This window comes from Flavobacterium sp. ZE23DGlu08 (genome assembly GCF_030505335.1).
Taxonomy (GTDB): Bacteria; Bacteroidota; Bacteroidia; order Flavobacteriales; family Flavobacteriaceae; genus Flavobacterium; species Flavobacterium algoritolerans.
Window position 1 is genome coordinate 1,488,739 of sequence record NZ_CP130045.1, and the last position, 23,567, is coordinate 1,512,305.

A 23,567-nucleotide genomic window follows, 5' to 3' on the forward strand; every position below is an offset into this window, starting at 1 on the left:
TTTAAGGTTTAAGGTTCTCTCGAACAACTTTAAACTTTAAACTTTAAACAAAATTTCAACTTTAAACTATTTTCTAATCTGCTATATTTGGGTTCAGCCATTTCATGGCAACTTCTGTCGATACGCTTCTTCGTTTGGCATAATCAATAACTTGGTCTTCTTTTATTTTTCCAAGTCCAAAATACCTACTTTCCGGATTTCCAAAATAATATCCAGAAACCGATGAAGCCGGCCACATCGCCATACTTTCTGTTAAAGTCACTCCAATTTCTTGTTCTACATTTAGTAATTTCCAAATCGTTGGTTTTTCTAAATGGTCGGGACAAGCCGGATAACCCGGTGCTGGACGAATTCCTTTATAAACCTCTTCAATCATAGCCTCGGTAGATAAATTTTCATCAGCAGCGTAACCCCAAATCTCTTTACGGATTTTTTCGTGTAAATATTCTGCAAAAGCTTCTGCAAAACGATCCGCCAATGCTTTCACCATAATCGAATTATAATCGTCTAAATCTTTTTCGAATTCAGCCGCCCATTCATCCACACCAAAACCGGTTGTTACACAAAATGCTCCCATATAATCCTTTTTACCGCTGTCTTTTGGAGCAATAAAATCAGATAAAGCGATATTTGGAGCACCTTTCGTTTTTTGTGATTGCTGACGCAAAGTCAAGAATTTCTCTAATACTTTTCCACTTTCGTCGCTCAATTCGATGTCATCATCATTCACTTGATTCGCTGGAAAAATTCCGTAGATTCCTTTGGCTGTCAGTTTCTTTTCTTTCAAAATAACGTCCAACATTTCTTTGGCATCCGCAAAAACCGAAGTAGCTTGTTCTCCAACAACAGTATCCGTTAAAATCGCTGGATATTTCCCAAACAATTCCCATGTTCTAAAAAACGGTGTCCAGTCAATATACGGAACCAAAACATCCAAATCGACTTCGATTGTTTTTGTTCCAATAAAATTAGGCTTCATTGGGTTGTAATTTTCCCATTCCAATTTCAGTTTATTGACACGAGCTTGCTCAATAGTCAAGAAATTTTTGTCACGCGAACGGTTCAAAAACGTCTCTCTAAAAGCATCATATTCTGCTCTGATGTCACTTGCATATATTTTTTTCTCACTGTTCAATAAATTTCCGGCAACCGTTACGGCTCTCGAAGCATCATTTACGTGAATAACCGTTTCTCTATACTGTGGTGCAATTTTCACGGCAGTATGCGCGCGCGAAGTGGTTGCTCCACCAATCATAACTGGAATTTTTATGTTTCTTTTGTCTAATTCTTTAGCCAAATACACCATTTCATCAAGCGAAGGTGTTATCAATCCGCTTAATCCAATAATATCAACATTGTGTTCTATAGCTGCCGCGATAATTTTCTCAGGCGCAACCATCACACCTAAATCAATAATCTCATAATTGTTACAAGCCAAAACAACCGAAACAATATTTTTACCAATATCGTGTACATCGCCTTTTACAGTCGCCATTAATATACGACCTGCAAAACTTGAAACACCATCTTTTTCGGCTTCAATGAATGGTAATAAATAAGCTACCGCTTTCTTCATTACACGAGCAGATTTTACCACTTGTGGCAAAAACATTTTACCCGACCCAAATAAATCTCCAACGACATTCATTCCTGCCATTAGGTTTATTTCAATTACTTCGATAGGTTTTGTTGCTGCAAGTCTGGCTTCTTCAACATCGATTTCTATAAATTCATCGACTCCTTTTACTAGCGAATGCGTCAATCGTTCCTGAATAGTTCCCGAACGCCATTCTTGAACTGTTTTTTCATTGCTCTTTACATCTCCTTTTACATTCTCGGCAAAGTCCAACAATCTTTCCGTGGCATCATCGCGTCTGTTCAAGATTACATCTTCAACGTGTTCTAATAAATCTTTTGGAATTTCATCGTAAATAGAAAGCATTTCTGGATTCACGATTCCCATCGTCATACCATTTTGAATTGCATGATATAAAAATACCGAGTGCATCGCTTCACGAACCGTGTCATTTCCTCTAAACGAGAAAGAAACATTACTTACACCACCACTAATATGCGCATGTGGAAGATTCTCTCTAACCCATTTTGTTCCTCTAAAGAAATCCAATGCGTTTAAGCGGTGTTCTTCCATTCCTGTTGCAACAGGAAATATATTCAAATCGAAAATGATGTCTTGTGCAGGAAATCCAACTTTGTTTACCAAAATATCATACGAACGTTGGCAAATTTCAACTCTTCGCTCGTAATTATCTGCTTGACCCACCTCATCAAAAGCCATAATAATTGCTGCAGCGCCGTAGCGTTTAATCAATTTAGCATGATGAATAAATTGTTCTTCCCCTTCTTTCAAAGAAATAGAATTCACAACACTCTTTCCTTGCACTACTTTTAATCCTGCTTCAATAATATCCCATTTCGAGCTGTCAATCATGATTGGCACTCTGGAAATATCAGGTTCCGCAGCGATTAGATTTAGGAATTTTGTCATAGCATATTCGCCATCGAGCATTCCTTCATCCATATTAATATCGATGATTTGTGCGCCACCTTCTACTTGTTCTTTTGCAATGCTAAGTGCTTCTTCGTATTTTTCCTCCTTGATTAATCGAAGGAATTTTCTAGAACCTGTAACATTCGTACGCTCACCAATATTCACAAATACGCTGTCCGGCGTAATGATTAAAGGCTCTAATCCCGATAATACAAGGTTTTTTCTAGTTTCTGCTTGTGCCATTTTTTATTTTTTTTTGCCCTAAAATCAATAATTACAAAGAATTCCTGGCTATAATTCAGACGCGATACATCGCGTCTCTACGTTACATTGTCGCTGTTGATACTCTAGGTTTATACTCCTTTGCGATATCAGCAATCAACTTGATGTGCTCTGGCGTTGTTCCGCAACAACCGCCTATGATATTTACTAAATTGTCGTCTAAATATTCTTTGATGAAAGCTTGCATCTGTTCTGGCGTTTCATCGTACTCACCAAATGCATTTGGTAATCCCGCATTAGGATGTGCCGAAACATTGAATGACGTATTATGCGCCAAAGTTTGTAGATATGGTTTCAGCAAATCAGCACCCAAAGCACAATTGAAACCTACGCTCAATAATGGAATGTGCGAAACCGAAACCAAAAAAGCTTCTACGGTTTGACCCGAAAGTGTTCTTCCTGATGCATCCGTAATCGTTCCGGAAACCATGATTGGAATATCAATATTACGTTCGTCTTTGACTTCTTCAATAGCGAAAAGTGCTGCTTTTGCATTTAACGTGTCGAAGATGGTTTCTACCAAAAGCAAATCACTTCCTCCATCAATCAACGCTTCTACTTGTTGTTTGTAAGCAATACGTAAATCATCAAAAGTTACCGCTCTGTATCCCGGATCATTAACATCTGGTGACATGCTGGCCGTTCTGTTTGTTGGTCCTATTGAACCGGCTACAAAACGAGGTTTACCTGGATTTTTGGCTGTGAATTCATCGGCTACTTCACGGGCAATTCTTGCTGATTCATAGTTGAGTTCGTATACCAAATCTTCCAGATGGTAATCGGCCATTCCGATAGTAGTTCCAGAAAAAGTATTGGTTTCAACAATATCCGCTCCTGCTTCAAAATAAGCTGCGTGAACGGCACGAATCGCTTGTGGTTGCGTTAATGACAATAAATCGTTGTTCCCTTTTAAGGAATGTGGAAAATCTTTGAAACGTTCTCCTCGAAAATCTTCTTCGGAAAAATTGTAGCGTTGCAACATGGTTCCCATAGCTCCATCGAGTATGAGTATGTTTTTTTTAATAGCTTCTTGAATTGTTGACATCTTTTGTTTTATTCTCGCAAAACATTATAGTATTAAGCGCTTATTATTAATTACAAAAGTTCAATATATTAGCTCTTTAGCCCCGATTACCTCACTTAATTACTATTTTCATAGGAGTTCGATGAACTACGTTTGCAGTGAAAATCCTTTCTCGTCCTGAACTTGTTTCAGGGTGAGAAAGATTGCAACGAAAGCGGGAACGGTATTAGCAAAAAACGCCAATTGTTCGCTCCTGATACTGAAATAAATTCAGTAAGCTAAATATCGATATGTTGTCAAGAAAGGGTTTGAGAAATACTAAGTGAGTATTCGTGTGTTATCTATCTTAAATACTGAAACTGGTTCTGTATAAAGTAGAATGTAGCACCTTCTTTAAAGATAAAGGGTTGCTAAGGTTTCATTGGGTCTTTCCCTCCGCCTTTCGTGATAACTTTCAATAAATATATGAACAGTGCAAAGTAAAGACATAGCGCTAATACTTGCAAGTATTAGCGCTATATTTTTTAACTAGTTTGTATTATGTTGTTAAACTATGGCTTTCACCACGGCTTTTGGAGCTTCTTTACGAGTTCCGTCAAATCCGTCAACACCAGAAACTGTAGTGTATTTCAATACATATTTCTTACCTGGATTGATGATTTGGTAGGCTGCCTGACACATTAATGTGGCTTCGTGGAAACCACAAAGAATCAATTTCAGTTTTCCCGGATAGGTATTTACGTCACCAATGGCAAAAATCCCTGGAATGTTCGTTTGGTAATCCAAAGCATTATTTACTTTGATGGCATTTTTTTCAATGTCCAATCCCCAGTCTCCGATAGGGCCTAATTTTGGTGTTAATCCAAAAAGTGGAATAAAATAATCCGTCGCAATGGTTCTATGTGCGCCATTTTCCTCAATATCAATTGACTCTAAATGTTCCGCTCCGTTTAAACCAACTACTTCTGCAGGCGTAATCATTTTTATTTTCCCTGAGTTCTTCAATTCCTGTACTTTTTCTACAGAATCTAAAGCGCCTCTGAATTCGTTTCTACGGTGAATCAAAGTTACCTCAGAAGCAACATTCGACAAGAAAATACTCCAGTCCAAAGCAGAATCTCCTCCTCCGGCAATCACGACTCTTTTGTCTCTGAATTTTTCCGGGTTTTTAATAAAGTATTTAATTCCTTTATCCTCGTAAAATTCGATGTCTTCAATCAATGGTTTTCTTGGTTCAAAACTTCCTAAACCACCTGCAATTGCTACCACAGGAGCATGGAATTTTTTTCCTTTATTTGAAGTCACAATAAAACTTCCGTCTTCTTGTTTTTCAATGGTTTCTGCACGTTCTCCCAGTGTGAATCCTGGTTCGAATTGCTTGATTTGTTCCATTAAATTATCTACTAAATCTCCGGCTAATACTTCCGGAAAACCTGGAATATCATAAATAGGTTTTTTTGGATATAATTCAGATAATTGTCCGCCTGCTTGTGGCAAAGCATCTAAAATATGACATTTCAGTTTTAACAATCCTGCTTCAAAAACTGCAAATAAACCTGTTGGTCCGGCTCCTATTATAAGTATGTCTGTTTTAATCATTTTTTTATTCTTTATGTAATGTAATTGTGCTAAACTATTTAATTGCAAATTAACGATTGATTTTTACTACTTTCAATGATAAATATCATTCGCTATTTTGTGCTGTTTTTATTCTTTATTTTTTAATGCTTCGGTGATTTCGTTCATCTTTTGTACTTTTTCTTCGAAATTTCCTTTTAGTGTCTTGCGATATTCATTCAGGTTTTCGACCATTTTATTGATATCGTCTGGAATTATTTCTTCGAAAAACTCCCGTAATCTTTTGGCAGTTGTCGGTGATTTTCCATTAGTTGAAATAGCGATTTTTACATTTCCTTTGGTTACAATTCCGCCCAAATAATAATCACACAAATCTGGTGTATCAGCAATATTGCAAATCAAATATCTTTTTCGAGACAAATCAAATACTCGTTTATTGACTTTTAAATCATCGGTACAAGCAATCACCATGTGTCGTTTCTTCAACATTTTTTTCTTGAACTTGGCTTTAGTCAATTTCACCGAAGGATGTCTTTCGACCAATTCTTCCAGTTCTGGCAAAAACCTTGGTGCAACTACCTCAACATTTGCATTCGGACTTGATTTCAACATGAAAGATAATTTTTCTAAACCCACGTTTCCTCCACCTACAATCAACACGTTCAGGTTTTGTAGTTTTAAAAAAACAGGATATAATTCATTTCTTTCCATTATAATCGTATTTCGTTTGATAGAAATTCTTCGTAAAATCCTTTCAACTTATTACTTTCTTTGACTACTTCGCCAATAACAATTATTGCTGGCGAACTTAATTTATTCTCTGCCACAACTGCTTGAATTGTGTCAATCGTTCCAACTCCAATTTTTTCCTGTGGAGTAGTTCCGTTTTGAATAATCGCAACGGGAGTTTCTCCTTTGGATTCTTTTTGGAATAAAGAAACAATTTGTGATAATTTGCTCATTCCCATCAAAATCACAACAGTTGCTGACGATTGCGCAGCTAACGCTACATCATTTGACAAATTCCTATCAGAAGTTGTACCTGTAATTACCCAAAAACTTTCTGAAACACCTCTTTTTGTCAAAGAAATTCCTTGGTAAGCGGGAACTGCAATCGAAGATGAAATTCCGGGTACTACAAATGTAGGGATTCCAAAACTTTCTGCGAATTCTATTTCTTCGCTTCCACGTCCAAAAATAAATGGATCTCCACCTTTTAATCGAACGACATTTCCGTACGTAAGCGCATTATCAACAATCAACTGATTGATTTGGTCTTGCGTATATTCATGGCAACCTTTTCGTTTACCCACAAATATTTTTATGGCACTTTTTGGCGCATGAATCATTATTTCATCATTGGCCAGCGCATCATACAAAACCACATTCGCTTCAGCAAGAGCTTTTACTCCTTTCAGAGTAAGCAAATCCGGATCGCCAGGACCAGCGCCTACTAAAGTTACTTTTGGTTGTATTGTATTATGCATTAGCTAAATCTTTTGCTCTGTATTTTTCTATGTTTTCAAAAAAGGCAACTCCTTCTTGAATGTATTTTTGTGCAAATTCCGCAGAAGGCTCATTCGCTCTGATTTGGTATACTAAATCTTTGAACGTTGAATTCAACTCAATTTTATTGCTTTCGATAAAAACGGTGTCAAACAAATCGATAATTCCTGCATGGTGATTTGTTTTTTGGTTTTCAGCAAGCAATAATGCTTTAGCTCCATTTACAAATCCTGCGTATGCTAAATAAATTGCATCAGCCCATTTTCCTTCATCAAAAGCTTCTTGTGCGAAAGTCATTTTGTCTTTGGCTTCTAATATTAAAGTAGCTACTAAATCAATTACTACACCAGCACATTCTCCTACTCCAACTGCTTTCACGTAGTTATCAGCATTACCCCAATCTACAAAATCAGCTTCGGTAAGATTAGTCAAATCGGCTAATGGTTTCAAAAACTCGTAGAAGTATTTCTCACCTTTGGCATCATAATAATTCAAAAATGACTGTCCGTTTCCGTTTGTTTCAAAATCATTTAAGATGAAACGCAATGCATCAGGTCCTCTTCGGCTTGGAATTTTGATTACTTTATCCGAAAATCTTCCATTTCCGTTTCCTAAATTTCCTCCGCCTAATAACACTTGTAATGCTGGTGCCACTAATTTCCCTGAATTGATAGACATTCCCTGAAAACCAATTTCGGCCATATTGTGTTGTCCACAAGCATTCATACAACCACTGATTTTAATCGTGATTTCCTTATTGTTGCTGTATTGTGGATATTCTGTTTCTAAAACTCTTTCCAGTTCTACTGCGATTCCGGTACTGCTTGCAATTCCTAAATTACATGTATCTGTTCCCGGACAAGCTGTAATATCTGAAATGGTATTGTAACCCAAAGCCACAAAATCTAATTTGGCTAATTCTTGGTAGAAAAAAGGTAAATTTTCTTCTTTTACGTGACGAATTAAAATATCTTGTCTCAAAGAAAAACGCAATTCATTCGCTGCATAATTTTTGATTAATTCTGCCAATGCTCTTGCTTTATCCGTATAAAAGTCACCTAATAAAACTTTGATTCCAATCGCTACATAACCCGCTTGTTTTTGCGCGATTACATTTGATTTTTTCCAAGCTTCGAAAGCTGCTGTGTCTTCGATTACTACTTTTGGAACTTCCAATAAAGGAGCAGGAATTGCACCATCAAAAGCAGTTGTATCGATTTCAACTGTTTGGTAAGACAAGGCTTTTTTCTCTTCTTCCACCAATCGTAAAAACTCGTCTCTTCCCAAATCTTTGATTAGGAATTTCATACGTGCTTTTAAACGTTTTGCTCTTTCGCCATAGCGATCAAAAATTCTTAAAACACCTTCAGTTGTTGGGATAATTTGGTTTACCGGAATAAACTCCGATAATAATTCAGCATGACTTGGTTGTGAACCTAATCCTCCACCTAACATTACTTTGAAGCCTCTTTCGCCGTTTACAATTTTTGGAATAAATCCTAAATCATGCAAATAACTCAATCCTGTATCTTTATCCGAAGACGAAAATGACATTTTGAATTTACGTCCCATTTCCTGACAAACCGGATTTCTCAAGAAAAACTGAAACAAGGCATGCGCATAAGGCGACACATCAAAAGGTTCTTCTCCATCGATTCCTGCCGTTTCACTAGCCGTAATATTTCTCACGGTGTTTCCACAAGCTTCACGAAGTGTAACATCATCTTTCTCTAGTTCAGCCCAAAGTTGTGGTGTTCTATCCAAACTTACATAGTGAATCTGGATATCCTGACGCGTTGTAATGTGCAAACGTCCGGTTGAATATTCATCAGAAACTTTAGTAATTCGTAACAATTGTTCGCTGGTCACTTTACCAAAAGGCAATTTGATACGAATCATTTGTACGCCTTCCTGACGCTGACCGTACACTCCTCTCGCCAAGCGAAGGCTACGGAAACGTTCGTCATCAATTTTTCCGTCACGGAATAAAGCAATTTTTCTTTCTAAATCGATAATGTCTTTTTGGACAATCGGATTTTCTATTTCGGTTCTAAAACTTTCCATCTGTGTGTTGTTTTTGGCAAAAGTTAGATTTAGTTTATAAATCCAACTCCAGCAGTTGTGTTGGTTGCAGCATCAATTAAAATAAAAGCGCCGTTTGATTTGTTGTCATTATAGGCATCAAAATACAAAGCTTTGCTTAATTTAATATCTACTTCGCCTATTTCATTTATAGCCAATTGAGTCGCTGGTGTAACTCCAGAATAATCTGTAGCGATTACGTTTTTCACGCTTTCAATTTTTGCCAAAACTCTGTTGGTATTGTGTTGTACCAAATATTTTGTTCCTGGAACTAACTTTTTGCTGTCCATCCAACAAATCGTTGTATTGATATCTTTTTCGATTTTAGGAAGTTCATTCGATTTTACAATCATGTCTCCTCTTGTAACATTGATATCATTTTCCAATTCTAAAGTAATCGAAGAACCTGCTGTCGCTTCATCAAATTGCTGATCGAAAAAGTGAATATTAGTCACTTTAGATTCTGTCAAAGAAGGAAGAACCGTTACCGCATCACCCACTTTAATATTGTTTCCGTATAATTTTCCGGCATATCCTCTAAAATCATGATACTCTTCCGTTTTTGGTCTGATAACCGTTTGAACTGGGAAACGTGCTTTACCTGTTTCAAAAATATCTTCTGGCTCTAAAGCTTCTAAGTGTTCCAAAACCGTTTGTCCTTTGTACCAAGGCATGTTCTCTGATTTATCAGCTACATTTCCTCCATTGATAGCACTCAACGGAATGTAACTTACGTTTTGCTCTTTGAATGAACTTTTGCTGTTCAATGCCTGAAAATCAGCTTTGATTTTGTTGTAAACTTCTTCCGAATAATCAACCAAATCCATTTTGTTTACCGCAACAATCACTTCTTTTACTCTCAATAAATTATTGATAAAAAAGTGTCTGTACGTTTGCTCAATAACGCCTTTACGAGCATCAATCAAAATAATTGAAACCTGTGAAGTCGAAGCTCCCGTAACCATGTTTCGTGTATATTCTACGTGACCCGGAGTATCGGCAATGATGTAACTTTTCTTGGCTGTCGAAAAATAAATATGCGCCACATCAATCGTGATTCCTTGTTCTCTCTCCGCAACCAAACCATCAGTAGCCAAAGAAAAATCAAGATAATCATATCCTTTTTGTTTGCTGCTTTTTTCTATTGCTTCAATCTTATCTGTAGTCAACGATTTTGTATCGTATAATAATCTCCCGATTAAGGTACTCTTTCCGTCATCTACACTTCCTGCTGTTGCTATTTTTAAAACTTCCATTCCTTGTTTTTTGTTTGAAGTTTAAAAGTTTAAGGTTTTCAAAACACCTTATGTAAACTTCTAAATTTGATTTTTTTATTTTAAATGTTGAATTATAAATTTTAAATGTCTCGGAACAATTCATAATTTATAATTCATACCTTATAATTGTTTTCTAAAAGTATCCTTGTTGTTTTCTTTTTTCCATCGCGGCTTCAGAACGTTTGTCATCTATTCTGGCTCCTCTTTCTGAAATAGTCGAAGATCTGATTTCGCCTACTACTTCTTGAATTGTTGCTGCGTAAGAATCAACAGCTGCCGTACAACTCATATCTCCAACGGTTCTAAAACGAACAATTCTTTCTTCAATTTCTTCATCTTCTTCTTGGTATACAAATGGAGAATGTGACCAAATCATACCATCTCTCAAGAATACTTTACGCTTATGTGAAAAGTAAATCGATGGGATTTCGATTTGCTCTTGCTCAATATAACTCCACACATCTAGTTCAGTCCAGTTCGAAATTGGGAAAACACGAACGTTTTGACCATTTTCAATTTTTCCGTTCAAAATATCAAACAATTCCGGACGTTGGTTTTTCTCATCCCATTGACCAAAATCATCACGAACAGAGAAAATACGTTCTTTAGCTCTTGCTTTTTCTTCATCACGACGCGCACCACCAATACAAGCATCAAATTTAAATTCTTCGATTGCATCCAAAAGTGTAGTCGTTTGCAAACTGTTTCTGCTGGAATATTTCCCTGATTCTTCTACCACTTTACCTTCGTCAATAGCATCCTGAACATTACGAACGATTAATTCCAATCCTAATTCAGCAACTAATTTGTCTCTAAATTCAATTGTTTCCGGAAAATTGTGTCCAGTATCTACGTGCAACAATGGAAAAGGAATTTTTGCAGGAAAAAATGCTTTTTGTGCTAAACGCACCAATGTAATCGAATCTTTTCCTCCAGAGAAAAGTAAAACCGGCTTGTCAAATTGAGAAATAACTTCTCTAAATATGTATATCGCTTCGCTTTCTAAAGCGTTTGTTTTTAATATGGTACTCATTATTATTTGGTAATTTGTTTATTTGTTTATTCGGTTAAACGACCAAACAGATAAACGATTAAACTTTTTATTTTTGGTGCAAACCACATTCTTTATGACTTGATTCCCATGACCATCTTCCTGCTCTGATATCCTCGCCTTCGGCTATAGCTCTTGTACAAGGCGCACAACCAATGCTTACAAACCCTTTTTTATGTAAAGCGTTTTGTGGCACATTATTTTTTTCTAAATAATCCTCTACTTCTTTCAAAGTCCATTTTAATAATGGATTGAATTTTATGATATTGAAATGAGCATCGTATTCAAAGGCTGCCAGATCATTTCTATTTTCTGATTGCTCGGCTCTCAAACCGGTAATCCAAATTTCATTTCCTTTTAAAGCTTTAGTCAACGGTGCTACTTTTCGAATGAAACAACATTCTTTTCTATTCTCCACCGATTCGTAAAAGCTATTTGGTCCTTTTTGATTTAACAAATTTTCAACTTCAGAAGCTTCCGGAAAATAAACTTTAATTTCCTTTTTATACTTTTTCAATGTCTTATGAAAAACGTCATACGTCTCTTGAAATAATCTCCCTGTGTCCAATGTAAAAATGGTAATTGGTAAATCATTTTGACCAATCAAAGCCGTAATCACTTGATCTTCCTGCCCAAAAGAAGTAGAGAAAACCACTTTATCTTTGAATTCATTAGCTAAAAACGAAAGTGTTTCTTCAAGTGAAAAATCCTTTGTTTTATCTAATAAAGTATTGGTTATTGCTATGCTCATAATTTCGTTTCTATTTATAATAATTTAGACAGTGTTTTTAAACTCAAAACAATAATTAAAATCCCTACCAAAATCATCATAGGTTTTCTCTTTATTTTATTGACTAAAATAGCGGCAATTGGAGCGGCAATCACACCACCTAAAATCAACCCTATAATCACTTGCCATCCTTGTATTCCTCCAAAAAGCATAAATGTTACACCACTGGCAAAAGCTACTGCAAACTCGGCTGCATTTACAGAACCTATAGTATATCTTGGATTTCTGCCGTTTCCAAGTAAAGTTGAAGTCACAATTGGTCCCCATCCGCCGCCACCGACAGCATCCATAAAACCTCCAAAAGAAGCCAAAACACCTAATTTTTTAGTTTTCTTTTTAATGATATTCTTTTTCAATGCTTTTCTAATAATTATAATGGCCAGCGCAATCATATACACGGCTATAAATGGCTTAATTGCATCTCCGTCAATCACATCCGACAATAAATAAGCACCGGCAATAGAACCTAAAACACCCGGAATTAACAAATGTCTCACTAGTTTTTTATTAATATTCCCAAATCGATGATGAGAAATCGCTGAAGCTCCAGTAGTAAACATTTCAGCAACGTGAACTCCTGTACTGCTGATTGCGGGCGGAATTCCATACGCCAATAAAAAAGAAGTAGAAGTTGCTCCATAACCCATTCCTAAAGTTCCATCCACTAATTGCGCAAATATCCCGATACAGAAAAAGATTAAAAATTCCTGATTAAAACCAGCCAAAAAACCATTCCAAGAAAACTCAGCATAATGATTGTAAACTAATGTCGAAAACAACCCTATCAGCAAAACAACAGGAATTACAACCCATAAACGCTCCGCGAAAGTATTTCCCGATTTTACATTGACATTAACCTGTTTCAATTCTTTGTTCATGCTTTTATAATTCAACTGTTTTTTATTATTTAAATCCATTACCCTATCGGAATAGTAGATTACTGTGCAAAAGTAAAACTTTTAACTTAACTACAAAAATTTTTTTGTGATTTATTGTCTAAAATGCAATATCAGCCAGTGTATTGTTTTCCAATATCATAAGCGTATTGTCGCGAACTTCTGTCATTAGTTTACGAACTGCACAAGTGGCCTCATCCGTACAGTCGTCACATGGCTCATAAAAATTGTGGCTGGCACAAGGAAGTAATGCAATTGGCCCTTCAAGGATGCGATAGACATGGGCCATATTTATTTCCTTAGGGTCTTTTATCAGATAATAGCCTCCGCCCTTTCCTTTTTTGGCTCCTAAAAAACCAGAATGGCGTAACAGTAGTAAAATACTTTCCAAAAACTTAATCGAAATATGTTCACTCTTCGCTATTTCAGCAATTTGTATCGGTGTTTGATCTTTCTGGCGTGCCAAAAAGGTCAATGCTTTGATTCCGTATTTTGTTTTTTTTGAAAGCATTTTAAAAGATATAAGATTGGAAATTAACGATTTTTGATTTTAGATTTCAAAGTAATCTGAAATCTACATGTCTTTTATTGCAACAAAAATATACTTTTTGATTTAAGAAATACGGAATAGAAATTAACGATTTTTAAAATGCACAAAATGTGTCTTCAAAAACCGTTAATCTACTCCCGAAACTTCGGGACTAAAATTTTTACGAAAGCGCCTGCTCTAAATCAGCAATAACATCTTTCACCGTTTCCAATCCTACTGAAATACGTACCAAACCATCCGTAATACTCACTGCCAAACGTTCTTCAACTGATAATTTACTATGTGTTGTTGATGCCGGATGCGTTACAATCGTTCTCGTATCACCTAAATTTGGAGACAACGAACATAATTTTATTTTATCCAAAAATGCTCTTCCTGCTTCTATTCCGCCTTTTATTTCAAATGCAACGATGTTACCTCCTAATTTCATTTGCTTTTTGGCAATTTCGTATTGCGGATGCGATTTCAAGAAAGGATACTTCACTTTATTAACCTGGGGATGGCCTTCCAAAAACTCAGCCACTTTCAAGGCATTTTCACAATGTCTATCTAAACGAATCGCCAAAGTTTCTAAACTTTTTGATAATACCCAAGCATTAAATGGAGATAAGGAAGGACCGGTAAGTCGAGAAAACAAATAGATTTTTTGAATCAATTCAGCGTCTCCAACGGTAATTCCACCCAAAACTCTACCTTGACCATCTATTAATTTTGTAGCTGAATGCACTACCAAATTTGCCCCCCATTTTATCGGTTGTTGTAAATAAGGTGTCGCAAAACAGTTGTCAATAATCAAAATCAAATCATGCTTTTTGGCAATAGCACCTAACAGTTCCAAATCGATAATATCTACCGCTGGATTAGTTGGAGATTCTGCAAAAAGTATCTTTGTATTAGGTTTTATGAAACTTTCAATGGTTTCAGGCTTATCGATGTCAAAATACGATGTTTCAATTCCCCATTTTGGAAAATAATTAATAAACAATGAATGTGTCGCTCCAAAAACACTACTTGCCGAAACAATATGGTCTCCGGAGTTCAACAAAGCCGCCAAAGTTGAATACACAGCCGCCATTCCTGAGGCAAAAGCAAATCCCGACTCAGCACCTTCCATTTTACAAATTTTCTCTATAAATTCGTTGGTATTTGGATTGCTGTATCGGCTATAAATATTTCGATCTTTCTCCTCGGCAAAAGAAGCTCTCATATCTTCAGCATCTTCAAATACAAAACTAGAAGTTAAGTATAAAGGCACGGAATGTTCTTGAAATTGTGTTCTTTCTAATTGAGTACGTATGGCTTGGGTTTCAAAACCAAATTCTTGTTCGTTCATTTTATTTTTAGTTTAAAATTTAAGCTTTAAAGTTGTTTGGATATTCAAATCCAATCTTTAATTAAACTATAATGGTTTATTATTTAAAACTACTTTGTAATGTATCGTTGCGGTTGGTTCTAATGTTTTAGAAACCGAGCAGTATTTTTCAAAAGAAAGTTCTGCGGCTCTCGCTGCTTTTTCTTCATTAATTGGACCTTCCAAAAAGAATACTACTGTAATATCCTTGAATGGTTTCGCTTCTCCTACTTGTACACGTTCCCCTTCAACCTCAGCTTTGAAAGAAGTGATTTCCTGACGTTGTTTTTTCAAAATCGAAATCATATCAATGGCACTGCATCCCGCAACACCCATCAATACTAACTCCATCGGACTCGGCCCTTTATTGTCACCGCCAAATTCTGGTCGGCTATCTACATTTACTATGTGCCCACGTTCGTTTTTTAATTCAAAGTGGAAATTGTCGTTTACTCTGTTTAGTGTTATTTTCATATTAATCCCCTCCTCAACCCTTTCGCCACGGCGAAAAGAGAGCCAAGACTGGAGGCTGTCCCTTTTTTAATTAATTATATTTGTTCAGACGCGGATAAAACGGATTTGCTATCGCAAAAACTCGGATTTTTGTTTTTTACATCTGAAATCAAAAATCGTTAATCCACAATCTTAAATCTTTACCCTTTATCTGATAATCTCAAAATATCTCCAAAAACGCCTCTTGCCGTTACTGCTGATCCTGCACCTGCGCCTTGAATTACAATTGGTCTGTCGCCATACGATTCTGTATAAATTTCGAAGAAAGAATCCGAACCTTTCAATCCGCCTAAAGCCGTCTCTGAGGGTACAGAAACTAATTTTACTTCTAAATTTCCTTTATCATTTTGCAAATCGCCTGACAATTCACCTATGTATCGCAACACGTGATTTGGTTTTTGTTCGGCTTTTATTTTAGCATAAATTGGATCAAATTCCGTCAATTTATTTAAAAAACTAGAAACATCACCTTCTCGTAAATGTTCTGGAATTAAATTTTGAATATCAATTTCTTCAAACTCATTTTGCAAGTCTAATTCTCTTGCCAAAATCAATAATTTTCGACCTACATCATTCCCACACAAATCTTCTCTTGGGTCTGGCTCAGTATATCCGTTATCAATAGCTTCTTTCAATATTTCGCTGAACGGAACGTCTTTCGCAGAAAAATTATTAAACAAATAACTCAATGTTCCTGAGAAAACACCTTTAATTTTCGTGATGTTTTCACCTGAAAGATGCAATAATTTAATCGTATCAATCAACGGCAATCCCGCACCAACATTAGTTTCATAAAGATAACTCTTTTGATTATCCGCTAATACTTTTCGCAATTTTTTATAAAAACTATAACTCAACGTATTGGCCACTTTATTAGAAGAGATCAAATCGAAACTGTTTTCTGCCAAAGGAATGTAATTCTCAACAAATGTGGCACTTGCGGTGTTATCAATCGCAATCAAATTCTCCAAATGATGCTCATTTGCGTAAGCAATTACATCGTCAATAGTATAAGAAAAGCCATTGTTTTGAATCTCGTTTTTCCAATTTGGAGTAACGCCATTTTTATTTAAAAGTACATTACTTGAATTGGCAATAGCAAAAACATTCAGTTTGATGTCTTTCCTTTTTTCGATGGTTGCTGCCGATTCCAATATTTGGTTAATCAAAGTTCCACCTACTAATCCATGTCCGAAAATAGCAATATTGATTTTCTTTGAAACTCCAAAAATCTCTCCGTGAATAACGTTTAAGGCTTTGTTCAGTTGCGATTTTTTCACAACCAAACTCACGTTTTTACCGGTAACGGTATTATTGAAAAGAATCGGGACAATTTTATTTTTTATCAAAGCCGTATATGGCTTGTGAAACGTGCTCAAATCCTGTCCAATGATAGAAATTACCGAAACATTATCGGTTACCGTAATTTTATTCACATCTTTTGAATAGAAATCATTTTCGAATTCTTTTTCTAATTCAATCATTGCTTTAGTCGCTTTATCAGCGGCAACGACCAAACCAATTCCTCTTTCTGAAGAACCTTGAGAAATGATGCTTACGCTAATATCATTGTCTCCCATCACTCTAAAAATACGGGCATCAACGCCAGTTTTTCCCAGCAATCCTCTTCCTTCCAGATTAACTAATGATACATTTTCAAGTACCGAAAGTGTTTTAATTCCTTCTTTATTAGAATTGGATGTGATTAATGTTCCTTTATTTTCGTGGTTGAATGTGTTCAAAATACGAAGCGGAATGTTTTTTTCCAACAAAGGAATAATGGTTTTTGCATGAAGAATTGTTGCTCCAAAATTAGCCAACTCATTCGCCTCGTTAAAAGTCAAATGGTCGATTTTCTTAGCATCAAGCACCAATTCAGGATTTGCGGTATAAATTCCGTCAACGTGTGTATAATTCTGTAATTCGTCAGCATTTAAGTAATTCGCAATCAGTGAAGCGGTATAATTACTACCGTTTCTTCCTAAAGTTGTCGTGTCATTATTATTATTAGAACCGATGAAACCAGTAACAATATTCACGGTAGTTCCGTTATTTTGTTTGAAATAATTGATGACATTTTTCTTCGAAATTTGTTCCAAAGGTTGTGCATCACCAAATTTCGAATCTGTTTTTATTAATTCACGAGTATCGGCAAAACGGGCATTTATTCCATTTTCAACTAAAATAGCCGTCAGTAATTTTGCAGAAAGCAATTCCCCTTTTGATAAAATCTGGTCTTTAATTTTATTGCTGTAATCACCAATTAAGCTTACGCCTTCGAATAATTTTTCCAAAACATTGAATTCCTCAGACAAATCTACCTCTTGATAATCGTCTTGTTGGTATTTTTTAAAGTCCTCAAAAAGCGGTTTGTAATCTCCGTTTTTAGAAGCAATACCTAAAATTTCTTCTAATTCATCTGTAGCATTTCCACGTGCCGATACTACAATTGCAATTTCTTCTCCTTGATTTACTTTATCGGTAATAATTGCAACTACTTTATTTATTCCGTCGCCATTCGATAAAGATTTACCTCCAAATTTTAATATTTTCATTGTGTTGTGTTTTTTTGGCTTAGAATATATCCTGAAGCAAATTGTGTAATTGTTTGTATTCTATCAAAAAAGCGTCATGTCCGTGAATGGAAACGATTTCCTGATAGGTGACATTATTTTTATATTTTTTTAATTCCTCGTATGTTGCTTTATTTTCATTTGCCGTAAAAAACAAGTCTGAATTGATTCCGATGATATGAATATCAGCTTCAATTTTTGACGTTATTTCTTCGAATGAAGAGCTATTTCTAGTAATATCTATCGTCTTCAATAATTGATTCATCATTTTATAAGACGAAATTTGAAACCGTTTTTGAAGTTTTTTACCGTGATGATCCAGCCAACTTTCAACATTGAAAATGGCTAATTCCTCATTAGTGGTTCTCTGAAATTTTGCAGTAAAAGATTCTGGAGTTCGGTAGCAAAGCATGGCATGAATTCGAGCGTCTTCAATAGGTTTTGAAGAATTCTTTAGAATTTGCTCTTGCAAAAAGCAATTGGCAATTAACCAGTCTGTCGATTTCCAATCGGTTGCGATAGGAATTAAATGTTGCGTGATTTTTGGTTCTAAAGCAACCAATTCCCAAGCAATTCCTCCGCCAACAGAACCGCCAATAATAGCATAAAGCTGTTTGATTTTAAGAAAATGAATGCCTTCAATAAAAATTCTGGCAATGTCTCTGGTATTAAATTCCGAATAATTCTCAATAACGGCATCATCAAAACCATTTCCCGGAACATTAAAAGCCAGTATTGTATATGTATTAGTATCGATAGTTTTGTGTACACCAATTAAATCATTCCACCAACCTTTGTCTCCCACAACTTGGGAATTTCCGGTTAATGCATGATTTACCAAAACGATTGGAGCGGTATGTAAAGCCGGTCCAAAAACTTGAAAACTTAAGTTTAAGGCAGGATAAAAAGCCCCACTTTCGGTGGTGAAATTTTGTACGGTAATAGATGTTGGTTTATTTTCCAATTTCAAATCTTTTATGATTTTTGATTTGTGTCTGGAAATATTAGAAAGAAAGCTAGAAGTGAACTAGAAGAATTCTTTGTGTTATCTTTCCTTTAGATTCTGAAATATCCCGAGGCTTCGGGACAGAATAAAGGTAGAATGCAGCACCTTCTTCGATAAATCGAAGGGTTGCTAAGGCTTCATCGGGTCTAATCCCTCTGCCTTTCTTTATAACATTTCAATACGTTTTTGAACTTAAAGGCACAAATTAACTACTATTTTTTTAAACAACCAAATTTTTATCAAATTGGTTCTAATTGATTTATTGCAAATTGACTTGAAAAAATCGCACGCATAATTATTATCCCGACGAAAGAGAAAACACCATATTAGGGTTTTATCTTTCGTCGAAATCATAATTTGAGATTTACCATCAAAGATTCAAAAGCTAAAACAACCATCACTTTTTTAAATAAAAAGTTCTTCATTTTCTTTTGAATACATTTGGAACAGCAATGAACTCGGCACTATTTTTTGTGCCAAAGGATCATTTTTTGAAATTTCAAATCTTGGATTAGTCAATTCATTTTTTGAATCGATTTCCTTTTTAGTTTTGGTTCTAAAACTAAAGCTTTTTAGTAACCGAAATGCCTTTGGGAAATGTTTTGATGTGCTCATAATCTTTTAATTTATGATGTTAGTTTTGTTTTAAATTATTTTTGAATTCTGAAATTCTCTATGCTTATTAACTAATCTGAATAAAAAAAACCTTTTAGATGCGTATCCAAAAGGGGTTTTTAAGTTGTGTTATAACTTATACTTTTGGAATCAACAGACACGAACGCACATAATGGCATTGGCGCAAATCATATTTTTGACTTTAAAATTATTTATATTCTGGATTTTCAGGTTATTCATTCTATGATTAATATTGTTTTATTTTCAGCTAAATAGAGTTCAAAAAAAAAGCCTCCCATTTTTTTGGGAGGCTTTTGCTATATAAATTTGAATTAAAATTTAAGCAATACACGACCCACAGGACTTTTCCTGAATGGCTTTTGACATATTACACACATTAAATTTCATGTTTCTTTTTTTGTTGTAACAAATATGCTAACTATTTCTGAATTTTCCAAATAAGTTTTAAAAAAAATACAAAGAAAAACCAGCCTCGCATTCCCTTTTGTATTTATATAAGTAGATGAAAAGATTTATCAGCAAAAAAAAGTTAAGATTAATTTGCAATTCAAAATGGTTTCATACATTTGCACCCGAATACAAGAGGAAAAATTTGAACTGATTGCAACCTCTTCATAATGAAATCAATTCATTATGGATACTGAAAATTTTTCAGTAGAAAAAATGCTAAAGCAGAAACTCTTCTTTAGTCCTTTTCAGCAATTATTTTTTCTCGCTTAATTTTAAAATAATAATTATTATGGCCTATTTATTTACGTCAGAATCTGTAAGCGAAGGACATCCAGACAAAATTGCAGATCAAATTTCGGATGCATTAATTGATAATTTTTTGGCATTTGATGCTGACTCAAAAGTAGCTTGCGAAACTTTAGTAACTACTGGCCAGGTAATTTTGGCTGGTGAAGTAAAATCAAATACATATTTAGACGTGCAACAAATCGCTCGTGATGTAATCAAGAAAATTGGTTACACAAAAAGCGAATACATGTTTGAAGCTAATTCTTGTGGAATTCTTTCTGCTATTCACGAACAATCTGCTGACATCAATCAAGGTGTTGACAGAAAAAATCCTGAAGAGCAAGGTGCTGGTGACCAAGGAATGATGTTTGGTTACGCTACTAATGAAACGGAAAATTATATGCCATTGGCACTTGATTTATCTCATAAATTATTGCAGGAATTGGCTATTTTAAGACGTGAAAATAACGAAATTACGTATTTGCGTCCGGATGCTAAATCTCAAGTAACTTTAGAATACAGCGATGACAATAAGCCAACTCGTATTGATGCCATTGTAATCTCGACACAACATGATGATTTTGACGAAGAAGCTAAAATGCTTGCAAAAATCAAAAAAGACATTGTTGAAATATTGATTCCAAGGATTATTGCAAAAAATCCAACACATGCACATTTATTCAATGATGCAATCCAATACCATATTAATCCAACCGGGAAATTCGTAATTGGAGGGCCGCACGGAGATACTGGATTGACAGGAAGAAAAATCATTGTGGATACTTACGGTGGAAAAGGTGCTCACGGTGGTGGTGCATTCTCTGGAAAAGACCCAAGTAAAGTAGACAGAAGTGCTGCTTATGCTACACGTCATATCGCTAAAAATTTAGTTGCAGCGGGTGTTGCTGACGAAATTTTAGTTCAGGTTTCTTACGCAATTGGTGTGGCTAAACCAATGGGTATTTTTATTGATACTTATGGTACTTCAAAAGTGAATTTGACCAATGGTGAAATTGCTAAAAAAGTAGAAGCTATTTTTGATATGCGTCCTTACTTTATTGAGCAACGTTTAAAATTAAGAAACCCAATCTATAGCGAAACTGCTGCTTACGGGCACATGGGACGTACTCCAGAAACGGTTACTAAAACTTTTTCTGCTCCAGGTGGAAATGAAAAAACAGTTACTGTTGAATTGTTTACTTGGGAAAAATTAGATTTCGTTGACCAAGTTAAAACTGCTTTTGGATTATAACTTTGGCTTTAAAACCTTAGAAATTTAAATCTAATTATATATCAAACCCCGAATTCTGTTACTGCAGACTTCGGGGTTTTTGTTTGGCTATGTGCAGTATTATTCTTTACTTAGTAAAAAATAACTTACCAAAATAATGGCTAAATTCCCTTCTTTCCAAAGCGTAATACGAGCTTCACAAAAAACCATTTTCAGGTTCCCGCTAGAAACCATACTAACGGTTTTAGGGACAGTATTCGCAATTTTACTCTCAGAAGAAAGAAATGCTACAATGGAGAATTTTTATACTAAAAGCATCATGTGTTGCTCGCTGTGTTTAGTTTTATTTCTTTCCGTTAGTTTATATTTCTCAGCGACTCAGAAAAACAGTTGGATTCGATTTTTAACAAGTTTACTACTTGGCGGAATAGTAACTGCTTTTATATTTAGCTTTTCGAAAAAAATTACAGATGTAGAAGCATTACAATTTTTAGTACTCAATATTGCTTTGCATCTATTGGTCTCATTTTCCGGTTTTATATCAAAAATCTACAACCAAGAAGAGTTTTGGGAGTTCAACAAACAGCTTTTTCTTCGTATTCTAACGGCTGGCTTGTATAGCGTTGTATTGTATTCCGGATTATCCTTAGCTATTTTAGCGGTACACCATTTATTCAATGTACATTTTTATGACAGAATATATCTTCACTTATTTTTCATCATCGCAGGGATATTTAATACGGTTTTCTTTTTATCTGGCGTTCCTGAAACCAACAACGAATCCTCTCCACTTATTTTAAAATATCCAAAAGGTCTTAAAAATTTTACTCAATATGTTTTGCTTCCATTAATCAGCATTTACTTAGTGATTTTGATTTGTTATGAAACTAAAATCTTAGTCACACTTTCTTTACCTGTGGGCTGGGTTTCTAATCTCGTTTTGGTTTTTGCCATCTTTGGAATACTTTCTTTTTTACTCGTACATCCTATTGCCGAAGAAACTGGAAATCTTTGGATGCGAACCTTTAACCGTTGGTTTTATTATTTATTAGTTCCGTTATTGGGATTATTATTTTGGGCTATTTTATATAGAGTCCACTTATACGGATTCACACATGAGCGCTATTATGTATTGGCATTGTCAATCTGGTTAACCATTGTAGTAGCTTATTTTATAATCAAAAAAGAGCCTAAAATAAAGTTCATCCCTATTACAATGTGCATAACGGCTTTGCTTACCATTCTTGGACCGCAAAGTGCAGATTCAATATCCAAAAACAGTCAGCTTTCGAGATTTGAATCCTATTTGCAAAAAATAGAAAAGGAAAAACTTACTTTCGAACAAGAGCAAGATTTAAGCAGTATTGTAAATTTTTTAGAGGAAAACTATGGCTCAGAAGTACTTCTTCCATTTACAAAAGACAAACTTACTGCTCTGATTAAAAAGGACAAAAAACCAAATTCTTACCAAATCATGGAAGCATTGGGGCTCGATTATCGTTCTTCATACGACCAAAAAGAAAAAAACAACAAAGAATATTTTTATAATTTTTATGAAAATAACAATCAAAACATAGAAAACATTCAAGGGTATGATGTGTCTTTCTCCATCTTGAATAACGAAGATTTAGAATGTAACGAATGTATAACAATCGATGAGAGGTCTTATTCTATTATTTCTACTGAAAAAGAATACGGAGTAGACTTACAAATTAATCAGGACATTGTTCCGTTGAAGATTGTTGATTTTGTGAACCAAACCCCAGATTTTGATTCTAATGAAAATTGGAAACAAAAGATTACACAAAGAATTGAAACTTCTAAATACTCGATTTTAATATACTACATGAACGTAAGTGGAAAAAGAAAAGGAAATAAAAAAACGGTAGATCATTTCCAAATCAAAGTGTTACTGGGAATTAAAAATTAAAAAAAAGCCTTTGAAGAATGAACTTCAAAGGTCTTTTATCTTCA

At 35.1% G+C, this 23,567-nt stretch carries 18 protein-coding genes and 2 riboswitches; of the genes, 2 read left to right on the forward strand and 16 right to left on the reverse strand.

From position 1 onward, the window contains the following. Window positions 1–73 precede the first annotated feature (73 nt). The 16 genes from metH to Q1W72_RS06630 all read right to left on the reverse strand — a co-directional run bounded on the left by metH (window position 74) and on the right by Q1W72_RS06630 (window position 19,603). The gene (gene metH / locus Q1W72_RS06555) at window positions 74–2,752 is read right to left on the reverse strand and encodes a methionine synthase (protein ID WP_099713580.1); all 2,679 of its coding nucleotides are present in this window, start codon (window positions 2,750–2,752) and stop codon (window positions 74–76) included. Window positions 2,753–2,834: 82 nt separating this feature from the next. Continuing rightward, complete coding sequence (locus Q1W72_RS06560) at window positions 2,835–3,836, reverse strand: homocysteine S-methyltransferase family protein (RefSeq protein ID WP_099713581.1); 1,002 nt, start codon at window positions 3,834–3,836, stop codon at window positions 2,835–2,837. A gap of 313 nt (window positions 3,837–4,149) precedes the next feature. Beyond that, window positions 4,150–4,269, reverse strand: a riboswitch (SAM riboswitch). Between the two features lie 92 nt (window positions 4,270–4,361). After that, on the reverse strand, window positions 4,362–5,414 hold the full coding sequence (locus tag Q1W72_RS06565; protein ID WP_099713582.1) for an NAD(P)/FAD-dependent oxidoreductase: 1,053 nt from the start codon (window positions 5,412–5,414) through the stop codon (window positions 4,362–4,364). 108 nt (window positions 5,415–5,522) lie between these two features. Beyond that, window positions 5,523–6,104 (reverse strand): bifunctional precorrin-2 dehydrogenase/sirohydrochlorin ferrochelatase, encoded by a 582-nt coding sequence (locus Q1W72_RS06570; protein WP_099713583.1) that lies wholly within the window; start codon window positions 6,102–6,104, stop codon window positions 5,523–5,525. Further along, window positions 6,104–6,880, reverse strand: coding sequence for a uroporphyrinogen-III C-methyltransferase (cobA, locus tag Q1W72_RS06575; RefSeq protein ID WP_302137699.1), 777 nt, complete (start codon window positions 6,878–6,880; stop codon window positions 6,104–6,106). The genes Q1W72_RS06570 and cobA overlap by 1 nt, the downstream gene beginning before the upstream one ends. After that, window positions 6,873–8,963: a nitrite reductase gene (locus Q1W72_RS06580; protein WP_302137700.1), complete on the reverse strand. Its 2,091-nt coding sequence runs from the start codon at window positions 8,961–8,963 to the stop codon at window positions 6,873–6,875. The genes cobA and Q1W72_RS06580 overlap by 8 nt, the downstream gene beginning before the upstream one ends. A gap of 29 nt (window positions 8,964–8,992) precedes the next feature. Continuing rightward, entirely contained in the window at window positions 8,993–10,237 is a 1,245-nt protein-coding gene (locus Q1W72_RS06585; RefSeq protein WP_302137701.1) for a sulfate adenylyltransferase subunit 1, read from the reverse strand. A 154-nt stretch (window positions 10,238–10,391) separates the two neighbouring features. Beyond that, entirely contained in the window at window positions 10,392–11,291 is a 900-nt protein-coding gene (gene cysD / locus Q1W72_RS06590) for a sulfate adenylyltransferase subunit CysD (protein ID WP_099713587.1), read from the reverse strand. Between the two features lie 67 nt (window positions 11,292–11,358). Further along, window positions 11,359–12,060 carry a phosphoadenylyl-sulfate reductase gene (locus Q1W72_RS06595; protein ID WP_121340880.1) on the reverse strand — a complete coding sequence of 234 codons (702 nt, stop codon included), beginning with the start codon at window positions 12,058–12,060 and terminating at the stop codon, window positions 11,359–11,361. 14 nt (window positions 12,061–12,074) lie between these two features. After that, a complete protein-coding gene (locus tag Q1W72_RS06600; protein ID WP_099716196.1) occupies window positions 12,075–12,977 on the reverse strand; it encodes a sulfite exporter TauE/SafE family protein in 903 nt (300 codons plus the stop codon). A gap of 118 nt (window positions 12,978–13,095) precedes the next feature. Further along, window positions 13,096–13,506, reverse strand: a complete 411-nt coding sequence (locus tag Q1W72_RS06605) for an Rrf2 family transcriptional regulator (RefSeq protein WP_099713589.1) — start codon at window positions 13,504–13,506, stop codon at window positions 13,096–13,098. A 199-nt stretch (window positions 13,507–13,705) separates the two neighbouring features. After that, window positions 13,706–14,878, reverse strand: a complete 1,173-nt coding sequence (locus Q1W72_RS06610; protein ID WP_121343256.1) for a PLP-dependent aspartate aminotransferase family protein — start codon at window positions 14,876–14,878, stop codon at window positions 13,706–13,708. A 66-nt stretch (window positions 14,879–14,944) separates the two neighbouring features. Continuing rightward, on the reverse strand, window positions 14,945–15,370 hold the full coding sequence (locus Q1W72_RS06615; RefSeq protein ID WP_099713591.1) for an OsmC family protein: 426 nt from the start codon (window positions 15,368–15,370) through the stop codon (window positions 14,945–14,947). Between the two features lie 179 nt (window positions 15,371–15,549). Then, complete coding sequence (gene thrA / locus Q1W72_RS06620) at window positions 15,550–17,964, reverse strand: bifunctional aspartate kinase/homoserine dehydrogenase I (RefSeq protein ID WP_302137703.1); 2,415 nt, start codon at window positions 17,962–17,964, stop codon at window positions 15,550–15,552. A 19-nt stretch (window positions 17,965–17,983) separates the two neighbouring features. Next, a complete protein-coding gene (locus Q1W72_RS06625; RefSeq protein WP_233206843.1) occupies window positions 17,984–18,946 on the reverse strand; it encodes an alpha/beta fold hydrolase in 963 nt (320 codons plus the stop codon). Between the two features lie 78 nt (window positions 18,947–19,024). Then, window positions 19,025–19,162: riboswitch (SAM riboswitch) on the reverse strand. A 231-nt stretch (window positions 19,163–19,393) separates the two neighbouring features. Next, window positions 19,394–19,603 (reverse strand): hypothetical protein, encoded by a 210-nt coding sequence (locus tag Q1W72_RS06630; RefSeq protein ID WP_099713594.1) that lies wholly within the window; start codon window positions 19,601–19,603, stop codon window positions 19,394–19,396. A gap of 760 nt (window positions 19,604–20,363) precedes the next feature. Here Q1W72_RS06630 and metK point away from each other — a divergent pair. Beyond that, window positions 20,364–21,614 (forward strand): methionine adenosyltransferase, encoded by a 1,251-nt coding sequence (metK, locus tag Q1W72_RS06635; protein ID WP_099713595.1) that lies wholly within the window; start codon window positions 20,364–20,366, stop codon window positions 21,612–21,614. Window positions 21,615–21,750: 136 nt separating this feature from the next. Further along, window positions 21,751–23,523, forward strand: coding sequence for a DUF4153 domain-containing protein (locus Q1W72_RS06640; protein WP_099713596.1), 1,773 nt, complete (start codon window positions 21,751–21,753; stop codon window positions 23,521–23,523). Window positions 23,524–23,567 lie beyond the last annotated feature (44 nt).